The following is an 18,215-nucleotide window of genomic DNA, read 5'->3' on the forward strand; positions in this document are numbered from 1 at the left end:
CGGTCCCCTCAGGTGCTTGTTTCGGTAAGGCGCTGGGCGATGAGTTGCTTGAGCTCCGGGATGCAGGAGCCGCAGTTGGTGCCGCAGCGCAGGGCCTTGCCCAGTGCCTCCGGCGTATCGAGGCCGTCGGCGTCGATCGCTTCCAGGACGGTGGTTTCGCCGACCTGGAAACAGGAACAGACGATCGGCCCGGTATCGGGCATCGGTTCGGCGGGACGGCCGGCGAGCAGGCCGAGCCGCTGGGTGAGCGAGAGCTCGTCGGTGCGAATCAGCTCGGCGAGCCATTCGCGTGACGGCAGGTCGGGGTCGGTGGCAACGAACAGCACGGCAGCAACCCGGCCGTCGACCAGGCGGGCGGCACGGAACGGGCCGGCGCTGTCCTCGTAGGCCTGCCATTCGCCGTCCGCGCCGAGGAGATGACGGGCCCACTGCGACCAGTCGGCCACCGGCTCGCGACCGGCGATCTCGTAACGTACGCCGCCGTCGACCGGGATGCGGGCCCAGTAGTCGGCCATGTGGTCGGCCTTCCCGTCGGCGGTGGGCCACGCGATGGGCTCGCGGCTGAGAAGCGTGGCGAACCAGGCGGCGTCGAAGGGCCGAACCGCGACGGTGGCGTGCTTGGATTCCGGCTGGCCCGAGAACGGGTCGACGTGCGCGGGGATCAGCGCACCGACGCGGCCGGTGTGGCTGTACTGGCCGTTCCAGTGCATCGGCACGAACAGCGAGCCCGGTTTCTGGCCCGTGGAGAGACGCACCCGGCCGACATAGCGGCCGTGCTCGCCGCTGATCTCGGCCAGCCGGCCGTCGGTGAGCCCGAAGCGATCGGCATCGTCGGGATGGATCTCGAGAAACGGCTCGTCGATGTGCTGCATCAGGCGGGCCGCCTTCGCGGTGCGGGTCATCGTGTGCCACTGATCGCGGATCCGGCCGGTGTTCATCACCAGCGGTCGCTCGTCCGACACGCGGCTTGCCGGCGCGGTGGAGGTGATCGCGACGAAGCGCGCCCGACCCGAGGGCGTGAAGAAGCGGCCGTTCTCGAACAGTCGCTCGCGGCCGCGGCCGGTGGCCGGGTCGATCGGCCAGCGCACCGGGTCGAGCTGGTCGTATTCGGCGTCGCTAAGCCGGGCGAGCGCGTGAATGTCGAAATCGCGGCTGCCGTCGTTCTCGTAGCCGGATAGCGCGGCGTGCTCGCGGAAGATATCGGCCGGCCCCCGGTACGGGAAGGCCTCGGTGAAGCCCAGCCGGCGGGCCACCTCGGTAATGGTCCACCAGTCGTGACGGGCCTGGCCCGGCGGCTCGAGAAAGCCGCGCTGGCGGGAGATGCAGCGCTCGGAGTTGGTGACCGTGCCATCCTTCTCCGCCCAGCTGGTCGCCGGCAGGAGCACGTCGGCGCAGGCAGTGGTGTCGGTGTCCTGCATGCAGTCGGAGACCACCACCAGGGGGCAGCGGCGCAATGCCTCGCGCACCCGATCGGCGTCCGGCAGGCTGACCACGGGGTTGGTGGCCATGATCCAGATCGCCTTGATCCGGCCGGACTCGACCGCCTCGAACAGGTCGGTGGCCTTGAGGCCGGGTGATGTGGCCATGCCGGGCGAGCCCCAGAAGCGCCCGACGCGTTCGACCGCGCCCGGTTGCTCGAAGTCCATGTGGGCGGCCAGCTGGTTGGCCAGTCCGCCGACCTCGCGCCCGCCCATGGCGTTGGGCTGGCCGGTGATCGAGAACGGCCCCATGCCCGGTACGCCGATGCGACCGGTGGCCAGGTGACAGTTGATGATGGCGTTCGCCTTGTCCGAGCCGCTCGTCGACTGGTTCACGCCCTGCGAGTAGACCGTGACGGTGCGCTGGTGGCGGACGAACCAGTCGAAGAACGTCTGCAGCTCGTCGAGGCCGAGCCCGGTCGTGCGGGCCACCGTCTCGATGTCGGGGGCCTCGCCACGGGCGGCGGCGATGGCCTGATCGAATCCCTCGGTGTGCGCCTCGACATAGTCCCGGTCGATGGCGGCCCGGTCGGCCAGCGCGGCGAGCAAGCCGTTGAAGAGGAAGGCGTCGCTGCCCGGCTCGATGGCCAGGTGCAGGTCGGCGATGTCGGCGGTGGCAGTGCGGCGCGGGTCGATCACCACCACCCGCATCTCCGGGCGGGCGCGCTTGGCCGCGACCAGGCGCTGGTAGGTGACCGGGTGGGTCCAGGCCGCGTTGGAGCCGACCAGCACCACCAGGTCGGCCAGCTCGATGTCCTCGTAGCAGGTGGGCACGGTGTCGGTGCCGAAGGCCCGCTTGTAGCCCACCACCGCCGAGGCCATGCACAGGCGCGAATTGGTGTCGATGTTGGCCGTGCCGATGAAGCCCTTCATCAGCTTGTTGGCAACGTAGTAGTCCTCGGTAAGCAGCTGGCCGGAGACGTACATCGCCACGGCATCCGGGCCGTGTTCCTCGATGACGGTGCGAAAGCCGGAGGCAACGGTGTCGAGCGCCGTGTCCCAGTCCACCGCGACCCCGTCGATCTGCGGCGCCAGCATCCGGCCGGCCGGGTCGACGGTCTCGTGCAGGGCCGAGCCCTTGACGCACAGGCGGCCGAGGTTGGCCGGGTGCTCCTGGCTGCCGGTCACACCCACCAGTTGCCCGTCCTCGAGGCGGGCATCGACGCCGCAGCCGACGCCGCAGTAGGGACAGGTTGTCTTGACGGTCTCGTGCATTTTTCGCTCGCAAACAAAAAAGGCGCCCGATCCGGCGTGGCCGTGAAGCCACGCGGAACGGACGCCTTTGTCCAGGTCGATCTTGTTTCGCCCCGCCGTTGGGACGCTTGTCTCTACTCAAGCAGGGTTCGTGCCACTCACCTTGATACCAATAATCAACGAGTTGCGTCGACCGAGTGTCTTGATGGTCGGCTCGATGCACCAGCGGTGATCGTCACCGGTGGACAGGCGTTCCATCCTGGTGCAGGGGGTCACGATCCGGAAAGACCGACCTGCACCCGGTCGTCGACGATGCGCACGGGGTAGCTGCCGGCGTTGACGTCTTCCTCCAGGCAGCTGCCGTCGGTCAGCCGGTAGTGCTGCTTGTGCAGCGGCGAGGCGACCACCAGTTCGCCACCGAGATCGCCGACGATGCCTCGGGAGAGGACGTTGGCGTGTCCCAGCGGGTCCCAGTTGCCGATGGCGTACACGCTTGGCTCGGCGTAGGGGGCCAGGAACAGGGCGACCTGGCGCTTGCCGACCAGGGCGGCGACCCCGGAGTGCGGGACGAGGTCGTCCAGGCCACACACATCGATCCAGGTGGTCTCGGTACGTTCTGCCACGGTCATGGTCATGCCTCCTCGGCCAGGGTCTCGATCCCGGCTCGTTCGCGTTTCTCCTCCGGTGTCGCGGGGCGGACCTGGCCGCGCTCCTCGACGAACAGCACGTTGTCGTCCGGTGCATCGGAATTGACGAAGCTGCGGAAGCGCTTGAGCTTGGCCGGGTCGGCCAGGGTGCTCTTCCACTCGCACTGGTAGCTGTCGACCACGGCCTGCATCTGCTCCTCCAGTTCGGCGCCGATGCCGAGCCGGTCGTCGATGACCACCTCACGTAGATAGTCGAGCCCGCCCTCGAGGTTCTCCAGCCAGACGCTGGTGCGCTGCAGCCGGTCGGCGGTCTTGATATAGAACATCAGCACGCGGTCGATGTAGCGGATCAGCTGCTCGTCGTCGAGGTCGGTGGCGAACAGGTCCGCGTGGCGCGGCTTCATGCCGCCGTTGCCGCAGACGTAGAGGTTCCAGCCGTTCTCCGTGGCGATCACGCCGATGTCCTTGCTCTGCGCCTCGGCGCACTCGCGGGTGCAGCCGGAGACGGCGAACTTGAGCTTGTGCGGCGAGCGCAGGCCCTTGTAGCGGTTCTCGATGTGGATCGCCATGCCGACCGAGTCCTGCACGCCGTAGCGGCACCAGGTCGAGCCGACGCAGGACTTCACCGTGCGCACCGACTTGCCGTAGGCATGGCCGGTCTCGAATCCCGCGGCGATCAGTTCCTCCCAGATCGGCGGCAGCTGCTCCTTGCGCGCGCCGAACAGGTCGATGCGCTGGCCGCCGGTGATCTTGGTGTACAGGCCGTACTTCTGCGCGACGTTGCCGAGGACGATCAGCTTCTCGGCGGTGATCTCGCCGGCCGGCACGCGCGGCACGATCGAGTAGGTGCCGTCCTTCTGCATGTTGGCGAGATAGGTGTCGTTGGTGTCCTGCAGCGGCTGGTGCATCGGCTCGAGCACGTGCTCGTTCCACACCGAGGCGAAGATCGAGGCGGCCGCCGGTTTGCAGATGTCGCAGCCGTGGCCGCGGCCATGGCGCTCCAGTAGTTCGCCGAAGCTGCGGATGCCCTCGACCCGCACCAGGTGGTAGAGCTCGGCGCGGGTGTGCGGGAAGTGCTCGCAGATGTCGGTGTTGACCTCCATGCCGCGCTTGCCCAGCTCGCTGTCGACGGTCGACTTGAGCAATGCCGCGCAGCCGCCGCAGCCGGTAGAGGCCTTGGTCACGCCCTTGACGTCGGCGAGATTGACGCAGCCACCGTCGATCGCCTCGATGATGCCGCCCTTGGTGACGTTGTGGCAGGAGCAGATCGTGGCGGTCTCCGGCAGGGCGTCCGGGCCCAGGGCCGGTGCGCCGTCGCCGGCCGGCGCGATCAGCGACTCGGGGTGCTCGGGCAGGTCCAGCCCGTTGAGGGCGTACTGCAGCAGGGTATCGTAGTCGGCGGTGTCGCCCACCAGCACCGCGCCGATCAGCTTGTCGTCGAGCACCACCAGCCGCTTGTAGGTGGCATCCGGCTCGTTGATGGTGGCGTAGGTCTGGGCGCCGGGCGTGCGGGCGTGTGCATCGCCGATCGACCCCACCTCGACGCCGAGCAGCTTGAGCTTGGTGCTCATGTCCGCGCCGGTGAAAGCGGCGCTTTCGTCTGTCCCGACGAGCTGCTTCACTGCGACGTCGGCCATGGCGTAGCCCGGTCCGACCAGGCCGAAGACTTGGCTGTTCCACAGCGCGCATTCGCCGATGGCGAAGATGGCCGGGTCGGAGGTGCGGCACTGGTCGTCGATGACGATGCCGCCGCGCTCGCCGACCGCGATGCCGGAGGAACGGGCCAGCTCGTCACGCGGGCGGATGCCGGCGGAGAACAGCACGATATCTGTCTCCAGCGGGTCGCCCTCGGCGAAGTTCATGCGCAGCTTGTGGCTTTCGCCGGCATCGATCAGCTGCGTGGCCTTGCCGGTATGCACCTGGACGTCGAGCGCCTCGATCTGGCGGCGAAGCATGTCGCCACCGGCGAGATCGAGCTGGGCGGGCATCAGTTGCGGGGCGAACTCGACCACGTGGGTCTCCAGCCCCAGGTTCTTGAGCGCATTGGCCGCCTCGAGACCCAGCAGGCCGCCGCCGACCACCACGCCGCGTCGGCCGGACTCGGCATGGGCGCGGATCGCGTCGAGGTCCTCGATGGTGCGGTAGACGAGGCAGCCGTCCCGGTCGCGACCCTCGATCGGCGGGACGAAGGCGTACGAGCCGGTGGCCAGCATCAGCCGGTCGTAGCCGCAGCGTTGCCCGGCACGGGTCACCACCTCGCGATTGTCGGTGTCGATCTCGACCACGGGGTCGTCGAGGTGCAGGTCGATGCCCTCCCTGCGGTAGTCCTCGGCGGTGGTGAGCGCGAGGTCCTCGGCGCTACGCCCGGAGAAGTACTCGGAGAGGTGGACGCGATCGTAGGCGGCGCGCGGTTCCTCGCCGAAGACGGTCACGTCGAAGCGGGCCAGGCCGTCGGCCTCGATCAGCTTCTCGACGAAGGCATGACCGACCATGCCGTTGCCGATCACGATGAGTTTTTCTCGGTCGGTGTTGTTCGGGTTGCTCATGCTGTGCTCCTGGCCGCCGTGTCAGGCGGCGTTTTCGGTGGGCGAGTCGATGGCGGGGCGGTTCGTGTCGTCCGGCTCGCAGAAGCGCTCGCCGAACAGCAACCGCTCGCGGAACGCGCTGATGTCGCGCCGTTCCTGGAGCAGGTCGAAGAACCACCCCCCGTCGGCCACGTCGCCGACCAGCACCACGCCGACCACGTTGTCGTCGCGGAGAATCAGTTTCTTGTAGATACCCAGCTTGGGGTCGCGCAGGCGCAGGCAGTGTTCGCCGGGGCCGGGGTCGATGCGCCCGGCGGAGAACACGTCGATGCCGGTGACCTTCAGCCGGGTGGAGGTGGGCTGGTCGCGGTAGCGGCCGTGGCCGGTGTCGAGCACCTCGGCCAGCACGCGCGCCTGTTCCCAGATCGGCGCGACCAGGCCGTAGGTGCGCCCGTCGTGCTCCACGCATTCGCCGAGCGCATGGATCGCCGGATCACTGCTGCGCAACTGTGCGTCGACGCGAATGCCGCGGCCGCAGTCGAGCCCGGCCTGTCGGGCAAGCGCGATTGCCGGCTGGATGCCGATCGTGAACAGCACGGTGGCGGCCGGCAGGCGGCGGCCGTCGTCGAGACGGACGGCCTCGGCGCGTTCGCTGCCTTCGATCGCTTCGGCCTGAGCGCCGAGAACGAAGCGCACGCCGCGGGCCTCCAGTGCCCTTCTCAGGATGGCGGCGGCCTCGTCGTCGAGCTGCCGGTTCATCAGCACCGGATTGCGATGCACGACCGTGACCTCGATCCCGTGGCCGGCGAGACCCGCGGCCGCCTCCAGCCCCAGCAGACCGCCGCCGAGGATCACGACAGGTTCCGGCTCGGAAAGCCGTGCCTGCAGGGTCTCGACATCGGCCAGATCGCGAAAGCCGCCGACGCCGGGCAGGTCGATGCCGGCAATCTCGGGCAGCCACGGACGCGAGCCGGTGGCGAATACCAGCCGGTCGTAGGGCACGGTCACCCCGGCGTGGCTGGTCACCTCGCGTCGTTCGCGATCGATGCTCACCACCGGGTCGCCGAGGTGCAGCTCGATGCCGTGGCGGGCGTACCACTCGCGCGGGTTGAGCATGATCTCAGCGACCGTCTTCTCCCCGGCAAGCACGGGCGAAAGCATGATCCGGTTGTAGTTGCCGTGCGGTTCGGCGCCGAACACGGTGATGGCATGCCGCCCGGCATCGCGCGCCACCAGTTCCTCCAGCAGGCGCGCACCGGCCATGCCGTTGCCGATCACGACCAGTCGCGGTTTCACGCGACCCGTTCCTTGGCCTTGCCGGAGGCCTTGGTCTGGCTCGTGGCGGTTTCCGCACTCGAGCCGGCGATTTCCTCGACCTTCTTCTGCTTCTCGTAGAGGAAGGTGAGCACCTCGTGGCGGTAGTGGTTGTAGGCCGGGTCGTCGGCCAGGGCCAGCCGGTCGCGCGGTCGCGGCAGATCGATCGGCAGGATCTCGCCGACGGTGGCCGCCGGGCCGTTGGTCATCATCACGATGCGGTCGGAGAGCAACACGGCCTCGTCGACGTCGTGGGTGATCATGATCACGGTGTTGCCGAGATCGGCCTGGATCTCCATCAGCGAATCCTGCAGATGGGCCCGGGTCAGGGCGTCGAGCGCGCCGAACGGCTCGTCCATCAGCAGTACCTTGGGCTGCATGGCCAGCGCCCGGGCGATGCCGACGCGCTGCTTCATGCCGCCGGAGATCTCGTCCGGGCGCTTGTGCGCCGCGTGGTCCATGTGGACCAGGGCGAGGTTGTGGTTGATCCAGTCACGCATTTCCGCGCGGCTCATGCGGCCCTTGAAGACCTTCTTCACCGCCAGTTCGACGTTCTGGTAGACGGTCAGCCACGGCAGCAGCGAGTGGTTCTGGAACACCACCGCCCGCTCGGGGCCCGGCTGGTCGACCTCGCGGCCGTCGAGGAGCACGCCGCCGCGGGTGGCCTGGTGCAGGCCGGCGACGATGTTGAGCACGGTCGACTTGCCGCAGCCGGAGTGGCCGATCAGCGAGATGAACTCGCCTTCGTCGACCTTGAGGTTGATGTCGTCGAGGGCCTGGAACGGCCCCTTGGGCGTGGGGAACTCGATGTCGACGCCCGTCAGTTCGAGATGTGAGTCGCTCATGACGAAGTCTCCTTAACGCAGGGTGGCGGTCTTGTCCCAGGACACGGCGCGTTGCAGCGCGAGCATGCCGCGGTCGAGGAAGAAGCCGATCAGGCCGATCACCAGCACGGCGACCATGATCCGGGCCAGCGAGTCGGACGAGCCGTTCTGGAACTCGTCCCAGACGAACTTGCCGAGCCCGGGGCTCTGGGCGAGCATCTCGGCGGCGATCAGCACCATCCAGGCGATGCCCAGCGACAGGCGCAGGCCGGTGAAGATCATCGGGATGGAGGAGGGCAGGACTATCTTGACCACGTGGGTCAGCCAGCCCAGGCGCAGCACCTTCGAGACGTTGAGCAGGTCGCTGCTGATGCTGTTCACGCCCACGGCGGTGTTGATCATCGTCGGCCACAGGCTGCAGAGGACGACCGTGATCATCGAGGTCAGGAACGACTTCTCGAACATCGGATCGTCGGTGACGTAGACCGCACTGACGACGATGGTGACCAGCGGCAGCCAGGCCAGCGGCGAGACCGGTTTGAAGATCTGCACCAGCGGGTTGACCGCCGAGTACAGGTTGCTGCTCAGGCCGATGACGATGCCCAGCGGGATGGCGAGGATCGAGGCGATCACGAAGCCCGACAGCACCGTGATCAGGCTGGTGACGATCTGGTCGAAGAACGTCGGCTTGCCGGGGTAGTCGTGGATGCGCGGCTCATAGTCCGGGTCGTTGGCCAGTCGCTCGGCGATCCGCTCCTCCTGGCGCTCGTAGAAGGCCGCGGCCTTGTCACGCTCGGTGACGTGCTCGACGTAGAGCGCCTCGGCCTGGTTCCAGACCTGCGCCGGGCCGGGGAACTGGCCCAGCGAGGTGTCGATCTTGGCGGCCACGCCGGACCAGAGCATCAGGAAGACCAGCAGGCCGATGATCGGCAGGCCGACGGTGCGGAACAGGACGTCGAGCTGGGCGCGGGGGCTTTCGCCCCGGGCCAGCTTGACGAACGGGGCGACGGCCCGGGGTGTCTTCAAAGACAGGTTCGGGTTCATGGTTCAACTCCGGGTGTTGGGGCAGGCCAGGTCGATCAGACCTGGTCCTTGCCCTTGAGACCGATGGGGAATTGCTCGAGGTACTCGTTCGGCTTACTGCCGTCGTAGGTGATGCCGTCGATGAACTCGCTCTGCGGCGGCTTGAAGCCGGTCTCGCTGTCGAAATCCGGGAAGTCACCGGCGCTCATCTTTCCTTCGGCAATCAGCTCCTTCGCGGCCTGGGCGTAGATGTCCGGGCGGTAGACCTGCTTGGCGGTCTGCATGTACCAGTCGTCGGACTTGTGCTCGGCGATCTGCCCCCAGCGGCGCATCTGGGTCAGGTACCAGATGGCGTCCGAGTAGTAGGGGTAGGTGGCGTTGTAGCGGAAGAAGACGTTGAAGTCCGGTACCGGACGCTCGTCACCCTTCTCGTATTCGAAGGTGCCGGTCATGGAGTTGGCAATCACCTCCTCGTCGGCGCCGACGTAGTTCGGCCGCGACAGGATCTCGACCGCCTCGGGGCGGTTGGCGTTGCCATCGGCGTCGAGCCACTTGGCGGCGCGGATCAGTGCCTTGACCAGGCGCACGGTGGTGTTCGGGTACTTCTCGGCGAATTCGCGGGTGATGCCGAAGACCTTCTCCGGGTTGTTCTTCCAGATCTCGTAGTCGGTGATCACCGGTACGCCGATGTCCTTGAACACGGCCTGCTGGTTCCAGGGCTCGCCGACGCAGTAGCCGCTGATGGTGCCGGCCTCGAGGGTCGCGGGCATCTGCGGGGGCGGGGTGACCGAAAGCTGGGCGTCGGCGTCGATGAGCCCGGAGGTATCGCCGTTGCTCGGGTCGTAGTAGCCCGGGTGAATCCCGCCGGCGGCCAGCCAGTAGCGCAGTTCGTAGTTGTGGGTCGAGACGGGGAACACCATGCCCATCTTGAAGGGCTCGCCGGCGGCGTTGCGCCGATCGACCACCGGCTTGAGGTAGTCGGCCTTGATCGGGTGGGCCGGTTTGCCGTCGTCACGCTTGGGCAGGTTGGGGAGCATTTCCTCCCAGACGTCGTTGGAGAGCGTGATGCCGTTGCCGTTGAGGTCCATGGAGAACGGCGTGATGATCTCGGCCTCGGTGCCGTAGCCGATGGTGGCGGCCAGCGGCTGACCGGCGAGCATGTGCGCGCCGTCGAGTTCGCCGGTGATCACGCCGTCGAGCAGCACCTTCCAGTTGGCCTGCGCCTCGAGGGTCACGTACAGACCCTCGTCCTCGAAGAAGCCCTTCTCGTAGGCAATGGCGAGCGGCGCCATGTCGGTCAGCTTGATGAAGCCGAAGGTCAGGGCCTCCTTTTCCGCGTAACCGACTTCGGCCTGGGCGGGCAGGGCGGTCAGGGCGCTGCCGGCGAAGGCCGCGGCGGCCAGGCTCATGGCGGTACGCTTGAGGAAGCGGCGTCGTGACGGGGTCTTCTGAGTCATGAGATGTCTCCTGTGGACGATCCGTTGGGCATAAAAAAAAGCGCTCACGTACCGGGGGCGTTACCCGGTTGCGTGAGCGCCGTTGCTCGGTCTGATTGGTTGCTCCCACCGCCGTTGGCGGAGCGTGCCCCTTTCAATGCACGGGGCGTGCCATTTTTTCTAATGCATAAAAAACAACATGTTACGGTTTTCCATTCCCGTCGGCGGAGTGTTGGCTGCCCCATGAGGTGTCACGCCGCTCGCCATTGTGGTGCAGCGCATGCCCTGTTCAGGCCGTCGGATCGAACGTCTGGCCGTTGAGAAAGCGGTCGGCGCCCAGCGTCATGCCCTCGGGCGTTTCCTGCCAGCGGGTCGCATGCACGCCCTCGCGCTTGCTGCGTGCGACGGGCAGGGGTTGACCGAGATCCTGCATCAGTTCGCGGTAGGGACGGTCGTCGAACACCTCGGCGGCGAGCCGGGCGGTGTCCGGGCTCTGGCCGCCGGCCAGATCGCCGTCGAGGCGCAGCTGCTCGAGCATCCACAGCGCCTGCGACCACCAGGGGTAGTTGGCCGCGTAGCGATGGAAGACGTTGAAGTCGGGCAATTCGACGATCGGTTCGTCCCGGCCCATGCGCAGGCGGCCGGCAAGCGACGGGGTGATCGCCTCCTCGGGGGCGTCGATCACGTGCGCCTCGGCGATCATCCGGGCCGCCTCGAGACGGTTTGCCGGCTCGTCCAGCCAGGCACAGGCCTCGTAGAGGGCGGCCATCAGGGCCTTGAGCGTCTGCGGATGCGCCTCGGCCCAGGCGCGCGTCACGCCGAGGACCTTCTCGGGGCTGTTGTTCCAGATCTCGTAGCCGGTGATCGCGATGTGCCCCGCACCCTGCTGGACGGCGAGGGTGTTCCACGGCTCGCCGACGCAGAAGCCGTCGACGTGCCCCTGGTCGAGGTTGGCGACCATCTGCGGCGGCGGGATTACCACGACGCGCACGTCGCGGTCGGGTTCGATGCCGTGATGCTTGAGCCACAGCCGCAGCTGCAGTGTATGCATCGAGTAGGGAAAGACCGTGGCGAATGTGCGCTTGGGTTGCCCCACGGCGCGTTCCCGGGTCACCAGCTGCTTGAGGGCCGCGCCGAGGGCATCGGCATCGTCACTGCCGGCCTGTGCCACCAGTTCGCGATGCAGGTCCGCCGACAGCGTGATGGCATTGCCGTTGAGGTTGAGCACGAACGGGGCGAGCATCGCCTTGGTCACCGAGCCTAGCCCGGCGGTGCAGGCGAGCGGCATCGGGGCGAGCATCTGCGCGCCGTCGAGCTCGCCGATGATCACCCGGTCACGGATGTTGGCCCAGGAGACCTCGCGCTTGAGCTCCACCTCGAGCCCCCATTTCTCGAACAGGCCCTTCTCGCGGGCGACGATCAGCGGGGCGCAGTCGGTGAGGGGAATGAAGCCGAGTGCCAGTCGGGGCTTCTCGGGCTGGTAGGTTGTCTTGTGGGTCGGGTGCATGCCGTGCCTCTCAGATGCCGTCGTCGCCGACCAGGTCGAAGACCGCGATCACGTTGCGCGCGGTCTCGACCAGTCTCTGGTTGCGGTCCATCGCCATCTTGCGCATGGCGTGATAGGCCTGGGTCTCGTCGAAGTCGCGGTGCTTCATCAGCAGGCCCTTGGCCTTCTCGATCAGCTTGCGATCCTCGAGCTGGGAACGGGTCTCGTCGAGCTCGTTGCGCAATGCCTGGAATTCGCGGAAACGCGCCACGGCCACGTCGACGATCGGCCGGACCCGTTCGGCGCGCATGCCGTCGGAGACGTAGGCACTTACCCCGGCCTTGATCGCCCGGGCGATGCTTTCCTCGCTGTCCTCCTCGGAGAACAGGACGATGGGGCGGGGGTTGTCGCGCGAGACCACGGACATGTTTTCCAGGGCATCGCGATCGGGCGACTCGATGTCGATGATCACCACGTCCGGCTGGTGTACCTCGACCTCCTGGGCGAGCCGCTCGACGCTGGCGAGTCGGGCGACGACCTCGTGGCCGGCGTCCTGCAGGGACTGTTCGACGATCGCGGCGCGGCCGCGATCCTGATCGATGAGCATCACGCGCATGGCTCGATGGGCATTTGCTGTCGTTCCTCGGATGGTGTCGTCGCATCAAGAGGTGCCGGCGGGGCATCTTGAGTCGACGCTGGTTGCCGCACATTGAGCAACTCCCATGCCAGCCCATGGGGCGCCGCGAACGCGCGGCTGCCCGCTGCCGGTGCATCGGCAGGAAGCTGCGCGCCGGTGCATTGCACCAAGCGGGCGCACTGCGGTGGTGCAGTCGGCGATCCTCAGCGAGACGTGTCGAGGTGGCGGCGCCAGGAACCGAGCTCGGTGATGTCGGTCGCGCCCTCGACGGCCCCTTCAATGGCAATGGGCTCGGCGATGAAGCCCGGCACCTCGCGGCCGTCGGCCAGGGTGAGCTTGCCGATACCCAGCGGGGCGGGGATGCCGGCGACGAACGAGCCAAACTCGCTTGCCGGCACGTGCCAGACCTCGACGTCGATCGCCGCACCGCCCTGGCTGACGCGAACCAGCCCGGGGCGCTCCGGCGGACCGCCGGGCAGGGCATAGAAGCGGTATTCCGGTGCCGTGGTGGTCACCTCGGCCAGCCGGGCGCGGCGCTCGGTCAGCTGCCAGTTGAGCGGCAGGCCGCTCAGGTGGGCACCGCAGACGGCCACCGGGATGACGTGCTCGCCGCCGACGGTCACCGCCTCGTCCGGCAGGGACTGCTCCGTGGCACCGAGCCGGGCAACACTCGCCCGCTGCAGCCGGTCGCCCAGTGCGAGCAGGTCGCGGTCGGTGAAGGCCGGGGCGAACAGGGTGACGCCAAACGGCAGACCATCACGGCGGAACCCCGCCGGTACCGCCAGGGCGGCGAAGTCCAGCAGGTTCATGAAGTTGGTGTAGTAGCCCAGATCGCTGTTCTTCTGCACCGGGTCGGCCTCGACCTCGTCGATGCGGTAGTGGCGCCCGGCGGTGGGCGTGACGATCAGATCCACCTCGTCCCAGACCGCTTCGGTCTGCCGGCGTAGCGCGGCGAGACGATACTGTGCCTTGAAGGCCTCGGCCGCGCGGGGCGTGGCGCCACCGGCGATGATCTGCCGGGTGACCGGGTGCAGGCTGTCGGCCGATTTTTCGATGAATTCCTCGATCGCGGCATAGCGCTCGGCCACCCACGGGCCCTCGTAGAGCAGGCGAGCGGCCTCGAGGAACGGGGCGAAGTCGATCTCCACCGGCGTGCCGCCCAGCTCGACCAGTCGCTCGATCGTGGTGTCGAAGTGCGTGGGGTTCTCCGCATCATCGAAGAAGGCGAGTTGCTCGCGCCGCGGCACGCCAAAGCGGAAGCCCTCCGCCGGGATGGCGCCGTGGCCGAGTTCGGGCACCCGGTCGGGGCGGGCATAGGCATCCTCGCGATCGAAGCCGGCGGCGACATCGAGCACGCGCTCGGCATCCAAGCCGGTCAAGGCGAAGATCGAGACGGTATCGAGGGTGCGGCAGGCCGGCACCACGCCGCTGGCACTCAACAGCCCGCGGGTGGGTTTCACGCCGACCAGGTTGTTGAACATCGCCGGCACCCGCCCGGAGCCCGCCGTGTCGGTGCCGAGCGAGAAGGCCACCTGGCCCAGGGCCGCGGCCACCGCCGAGCCCGAGCTCGAGCCGCCGGAGAGGTAGTCGGGGTCGAAGGCGTTGCGGCACGCCCCATAGGGGGAGCGGGTGCCGACCAGGCCGGTGGCGAACTGGTCGAGGTTGGTCTTGCCCACCGGCACCGCGCCCGCGTCGATCAGCTGTTGCACCACGAAGGCGGACCGGTCGGGGGTATAGGCGTAGTCGGGGCAGGCGGCGGTGGTAGGCACGCCAGCGAGATCGATGTTGTCCTTGATCGCGAACGGCACCCCGTAGAGCGGCAGCTCGGCCGGGTCACTGGCCTCGAGCCGGGCGAGGTAGGGCTCGAGCTGTGCATCGTCGAGCACGCTGATCCAGATATGGTGCGCGTCGGCGGCGCGGATGGTCCGCATGACCTCGCCGAGGTGCGTGCGGACGTCCAGCCGGCCCGCGCGGTAGGCGGCGAGCAGATCGGTGACGGTGATGGTGTTCATGGCGTCTCCTCCCGTCACTCGGCGTCGTCAAGTACGATCAGGGTCTGACCGGGCTTGACCTGGTCGCCTTCCTTGCAGAGCACGCTGGCCACGGTGCCGGCGGTTTCGCTGTCGACCTGAATCTCCATCTTCATCGACTCGAGCACCATCAGCGTCTGGCCGGCCTCGACCCGGTCGCCCTCGTCGACCTCGAGCTTCCAGACCACGCCGTGGACGTGCTCGGCGATCGCCGTCTGACCCTCGCCGATCTCGATCGTGTCGATACCGGTGTCGACCGGCTCGGACTCCGACTCGTAGTTGGCCTGGCCGGTGGCGATCCAGTGCTGACGCTCGGCCTCGAAGGCGGCCTGCTGGCGCTCCTTGAAGGCGCGGATCTCCTCGGCGTTCTCCTCGATGAAGCGGTTGTAGCCCCCGAGCGAGAAGGTGGTCTCCTCGATCTCGAGCTCGATGCCGCCGTGCGGGAAGGCATCGCGCATCTTCAGGAGCTCTTCCTCGCTGACCTCGTAGTAGCGGATCTGGTCGAAGAAGCGCAGCAGCCATGGCTGCTGGAACTCGCGCGTCTGTTTGTAGCGGTTCCAGATCGGCAGGGTCCGACCGACGAACTGGTAGCCGCCCGGGCCTTCCATGCCGTAGATGCACATGTACGAGCCGCCGATGCCCACCGCGTTCTCCGGCGTCCAGGTGCGTGCCGGGTTGTACTTGGTGGTCACCAGGCGGTGGCGCGGGTCGACCGGCGTGGCCAGCGGCGCGGACAGGTAGACGTCGCCCAGGCCCATGACGAGGTAGGAGGCGTCGTAGACGATGCGCTTGACCTCCTCCTCGCTCTCCAGGCCGTTGATGCGACGGATGAACTCGATGTTGCGCGGGCACCAGGGCGCGTCCTTGCGCACCGACTGCATGTACTTCTCGGTGGCCAGCTGGGTCTGGCTGTCATCCCAGGCCAGCGGCAGGTGGATGATGCGCGAGGGCAGCTCGACGTCCTCAAGGCTCTTCAACTCGCTTTCGGCCTGTTCGAGGATCGCCAGCAGCCGCTCGGTGGACAGCTCCCGCGGCTCGTAGTGGATCTGCAGGCTGCGCACGCCCGGCGTCATCTCGACGATGCCGTCGATGTCCTGCTCGTTGAGCCATTCCAGCAGGGCCTGGACGCGAAAGCGCAGGGAGAGGTCGAGCACGATCGGGCCGTACTCGACGAGGAGGTACTTGTCGCCGGCCGGGCGGTAGGTCACGCCCACGGCATGCTCGCCGTCTTCGGCACGACGTTCGCGGATCACCGGGGTGGTGATCGGTGCCGGTTCGGCCTCGCGCTCGGCCGGTTCGAGGCCCTGGATCGCTTCGGTCTGCTCGCGCTCGAGGCGGTTGGCCTCGGCGAGCGTGGTGGGGACGAAGCGGATGGTGTCGCCGGGCTTGAACTGGCCGAGCTTCCACAGGTCGGCGGTGATGATGGTCGCCGGGCAGACGAAGCCGCCCAGGCTGGGGCCGTCCGGGCCCAGGATCACCGGCATGTCGCCGGTGAAGTCGATGGTGCCGATGGCGTAGGCGTTGTCGTGGATGTTCGACGGGTGCAGGCCGGCCTCGCCGCCGTCGTCGCGCGCCCACTCGGGCTTCGGTCCGATCAGGCGCACGCCGGTGCGGCTGGAGTTGTAGTGCACCTCCCAGTCCGTGCCGAAGAACATCTCGATGTCATCGGGCGTGAAGAAGTCCGGGGCGCCGTGCGGGCCGTAGATGGTGCGCACTTCCCAGGCGTTGCCGTAGGCCGGGACCGAGTCCGCCGGCATGGCCTCGGGGGCACCCTCGGTCTGCTGGCCGACGTGGAGCACATCGCCCGGCCAGAGCACACGGCCGCCGTGACCGCCCATCTGGCCGAGGGTGAAGGTCGAGCGGCTGCCCATGTGCCGCGGCACGTCCAGCCCGCCGCGGAAGGCGAGATAGGCGCGCGCACCGGTGCCTTCGACCGCGCCGATCTTGAGTGTCTGGCCGCGGCGGACGGCGACCGGCTCCCAGAAGGCCACCGGCTCGTCGTCGAGCGTGGCCGCCATGGCCGCGCCTGCCAGGGCGATGGTGGCGTCGGTGTTGAACTTGAGCGTCGGGCCGTTGACCGTCAGCTCCAGCCCGGCGGCGTCCTCGGGGTTGCCGACCAGGCGGTTGGCCTGGCGGAAGGCGAGCATGTCCATCGGGCCCGAGGGCGGCACGCCGATGTCCCAGTAGCCGACCCGGCCGGGGTAGTCCTGGATGGTGGTCTGCGTGCCGGGCTTGATCACCTCGACGGTCGGGGCGCGGTACTCGATGCCGGCCAGATGCGCGGTGGTGTAGTGGCCGCCGGCGAAGCCGGGGTCGGTGGCCACCTGGCGGAGATACAGCAGGTTGGTCTCCAGGCCGTGGATGGCGGTCTGATCGAGCGCCTCGCGCAGCTTGGCGATCGCGGCCTCCCGGTCGGCGGCGTGCACGATCAGCTTGGCCACCATCGGGTCGTAGAACGGCGAGATCTCGGTGCCGCTCTCCACCCAGGTCTCGATGCGGCTGTCCTCGGGCCACTGCACCTCGGTGAGCAGGCCGGTGGAGGGCTGGAAGTTCTTGCCCGGATCCTCGGCGTACAGGCGCACCTGGATCGAGTGGCCGTCGACGCGCGCCGGGCGCAGCGTTTCCAGGTCCGGCAGATTATCGGCCGCGCCGCGCACCATCCACTCGACCAGGTCCACGCCGGTGACCTCCTCGGTCACGCCGTGCTCGACCTGCAGGCGGGTGTTGACCTCGAGGAAGTAGAAGCGGCCGGTGTCGTCGTCGAGGATGTACTCGACGGTGCCGGCCGAGCGATAGTTCACGCCGCGACCAAGGGCCTCGGCGGCGCGCTGCAGTTCCGTGCGCACCTCGGGGGTGAGGTTGGGCGCCGGGGTCTCCTCGACCACCTTCTGGTTGCGTCGCTGCAGCGAGCAATCGCGCTCGCCCAGCGCGATCACCTGGCCCTTGCCGTCGCCGAACAGCTGCACCTCGACGTGGCGGGCGTGGCGGACGAACTTCTCGAGGAAGATGCCGCTGTCGGAGAAGTTGCTCTGCGACAGGCGACGTACCGACTCGAAGGCATCCTCGAGCTCCGCGGCGTTCTCGCACAGGCGCATGCCGATACCGCCGCCCCCGGCGGTGCTCTTGAGCATGACCGGGTAGCCGATGCGCTCGGCCTCCTCCTTGGCCTGCTCGACGTCGTCCAGCAGGCCCGTGCCCGGCAGCATGGGCACGTCGGCCGCCTCGGCGAGTGTCCGGGCGGTGTGCTTGAGGCCGAATTCGCGCATCTGGCGCGGGGTCGGGCCGATGAAGGCGATCCCGGCCGCCTCGCAGGCCTCGGCGAAGGCGGCGTTCTCCGAGAGAAAACCGTAGCCGGGATGCACGGCCTGGGCGCCGGTCTCGCGCGCGACCTCGAGGATGCGATCGGCATTCAGGTACGAGGCGGTGGCGGCCGCCTCACCGATGCAGACGGCCTCGTCGGCCTGGCGGACGTGCAGGGCGTGGCGATCCTGCTCGCTGTAGACGGCCACCGAGCGCACGCCGAGGCGCTTGAGCGTTCGGATGATGCGGCAGGCGATCGCGCCGCGATTGGCGATGAGAACCTTGTCGAACATGTCGGGCATTCCAGAGGGGGCCGGTAAC

The 18,215-nt window shown here is 68.1% G+C and carries 11 protein-coding genes; all 11 read right to left on the reverse strand.

The features are described from left to right. Nucleotides 1-8: 8 nt before the first annotated feature. The 11 genes from AWR35_RS09215 to uca all read right to left on the reverse strand — a co-directional run bounded on the left by AWR35_RS09215 (nt 9) and on the right by uca (nt 18,187). On the reverse strand, nt 9-2,693 hold the full coding sequence (locus AWR35_RS09215) for a nitrate reductase (protein WP_058575658.1): 2,685 nt from the start codon (nt 2,691-2,693) through the stop codon (nt 9-11). A gap of 251 nt (nt 2,694-2,944) precedes the next feature. After that, nucleotides 2,945-3,301, reverse strand: coding sequence for a nitrite reductase small subunit NirD (nirD, locus tag AWR35_RS09220; protein WP_058575659.1), 357 nt, complete (start codon nt 3,299-3,301; stop codon nt 2,945-2,947). Between the two features lie 2 nt (nt 3,302-3,303). Beyond that, nucleotides 3,304-5,865: a nitrite reductase large subunit NirB gene (nirB, locus tag AWR35_RS09225; RefSeq protein WP_058575660.1), complete on the reverse strand. Its 2,562-nt coding sequence runs from the start codon at nt 5,863-5,865 to the stop codon at nt 3,304-3,306. Between the two features lie 21 nt (nt 5,866-5,886). Further along, on the reverse strand, nt 5,887-7,140 hold the full coding sequence (locus tag AWR35_RS09230; RefSeq protein WP_058575661.1) for an FAD-dependent oxidoreductase: 1,254 nt from the start codon (nt 7,138-7,140) through the stop codon (nt 5,887-5,889). Then, nucleotides 7,137-8,003, reverse strand: a complete 867-nt coding sequence (locus AWR35_RS09235) for an ABC transporter ATP-binding protein (protein WP_058575662.1) — start codon at nt 8,001-8,003, stop codon at nt 7,137-7,139. The genes AWR35_RS09230 and AWR35_RS09235 overlap by 4 nt, the downstream gene beginning before the upstream one ends. A gap of 12 nt (nt 8,004-8,015) precedes the next feature. Beyond that, the gene (locus AWR35_RS09240; protein WP_058575663.1) at nt 8,016-9,026 is read right to left on the reverse strand and encodes an ABC transporter permease; all 1,011 of its coding nucleotides are present in this window, start codon (nt 9,024-9,026) and stop codon (nt 8,016-8,018) included. A 35-nt stretch (nt 9,027-9,061) separates the two neighbouring features. Next, on the reverse strand, nt 9,062-10,462 hold the full coding sequence (locus AWR35_RS09245) for a CmpA/NrtA family ABC transporter substrate-binding protein (RefSeq protein ID WP_058575664.1): 1,401 nt from the start codon (nt 10,460-10,462) through the stop codon (nt 9,062-9,064). Between the two features lie 268 nt (nt 10,463-10,730). Next, on the reverse strand, nt 10,731-11,948 hold the full coding sequence (locus tag AWR35_RS09250; RefSeq protein ID WP_058575665.1) for a CmpA/NrtA family ABC transporter substrate-binding protein: 1,218 nt from the start codon (nt 11,946-11,948) through the stop codon (nt 10,731-10,733). A gap of 10 nt (nt 11,949-11,958) precedes the next feature. Then, nucleotides 11,959-12,534, reverse strand: a complete 576-nt coding sequence (locus AWR35_RS10990; protein WP_082664053.1) for an ANTAR domain-containing protein — start codon at nt 12,532-12,534, stop codon at nt 11,959-11,961. Nucleotides 12,535-12,767: 233 nt separating this feature from the next. Further along, nucleotides 12,768-14,576 carry an allophanate hydrolase gene (gene atzF / locus AWR35_RS09260; protein WP_058575667.1) on the reverse strand — a complete coding sequence of 603 codons (1,809 nt, stop codon included), beginning with the start codon at nt 14,574-14,576 and terminating at the stop codon, nt 12,768-12,770. A gap of 14 nt (nt 14,577-14,590) precedes the next feature. Further along, nucleotides 14,591-18,187 (reverse strand): urea carboxylase, encoded by a 3,597-nt coding sequence (uca, locus tag AWR35_RS09265; protein WP_058575668.1) that lies wholly within the window; start codon nt 18,185-18,187, stop codon nt 14,591-14,593. Nucleotides 18,188-18,215 lie beyond the last annotated feature (28 nt).

It is taken from the genome of Guyparkeria sp. WRN-7, from assembly GCF_001641825.1.
In the GTDB taxonomy this organism is placed as follows: domain Bacteria; phylum Pseudomonadota; class Gammaproteobacteria; order Halothiobacillales; family Halothiobacillaceae; genus Guyparkeria.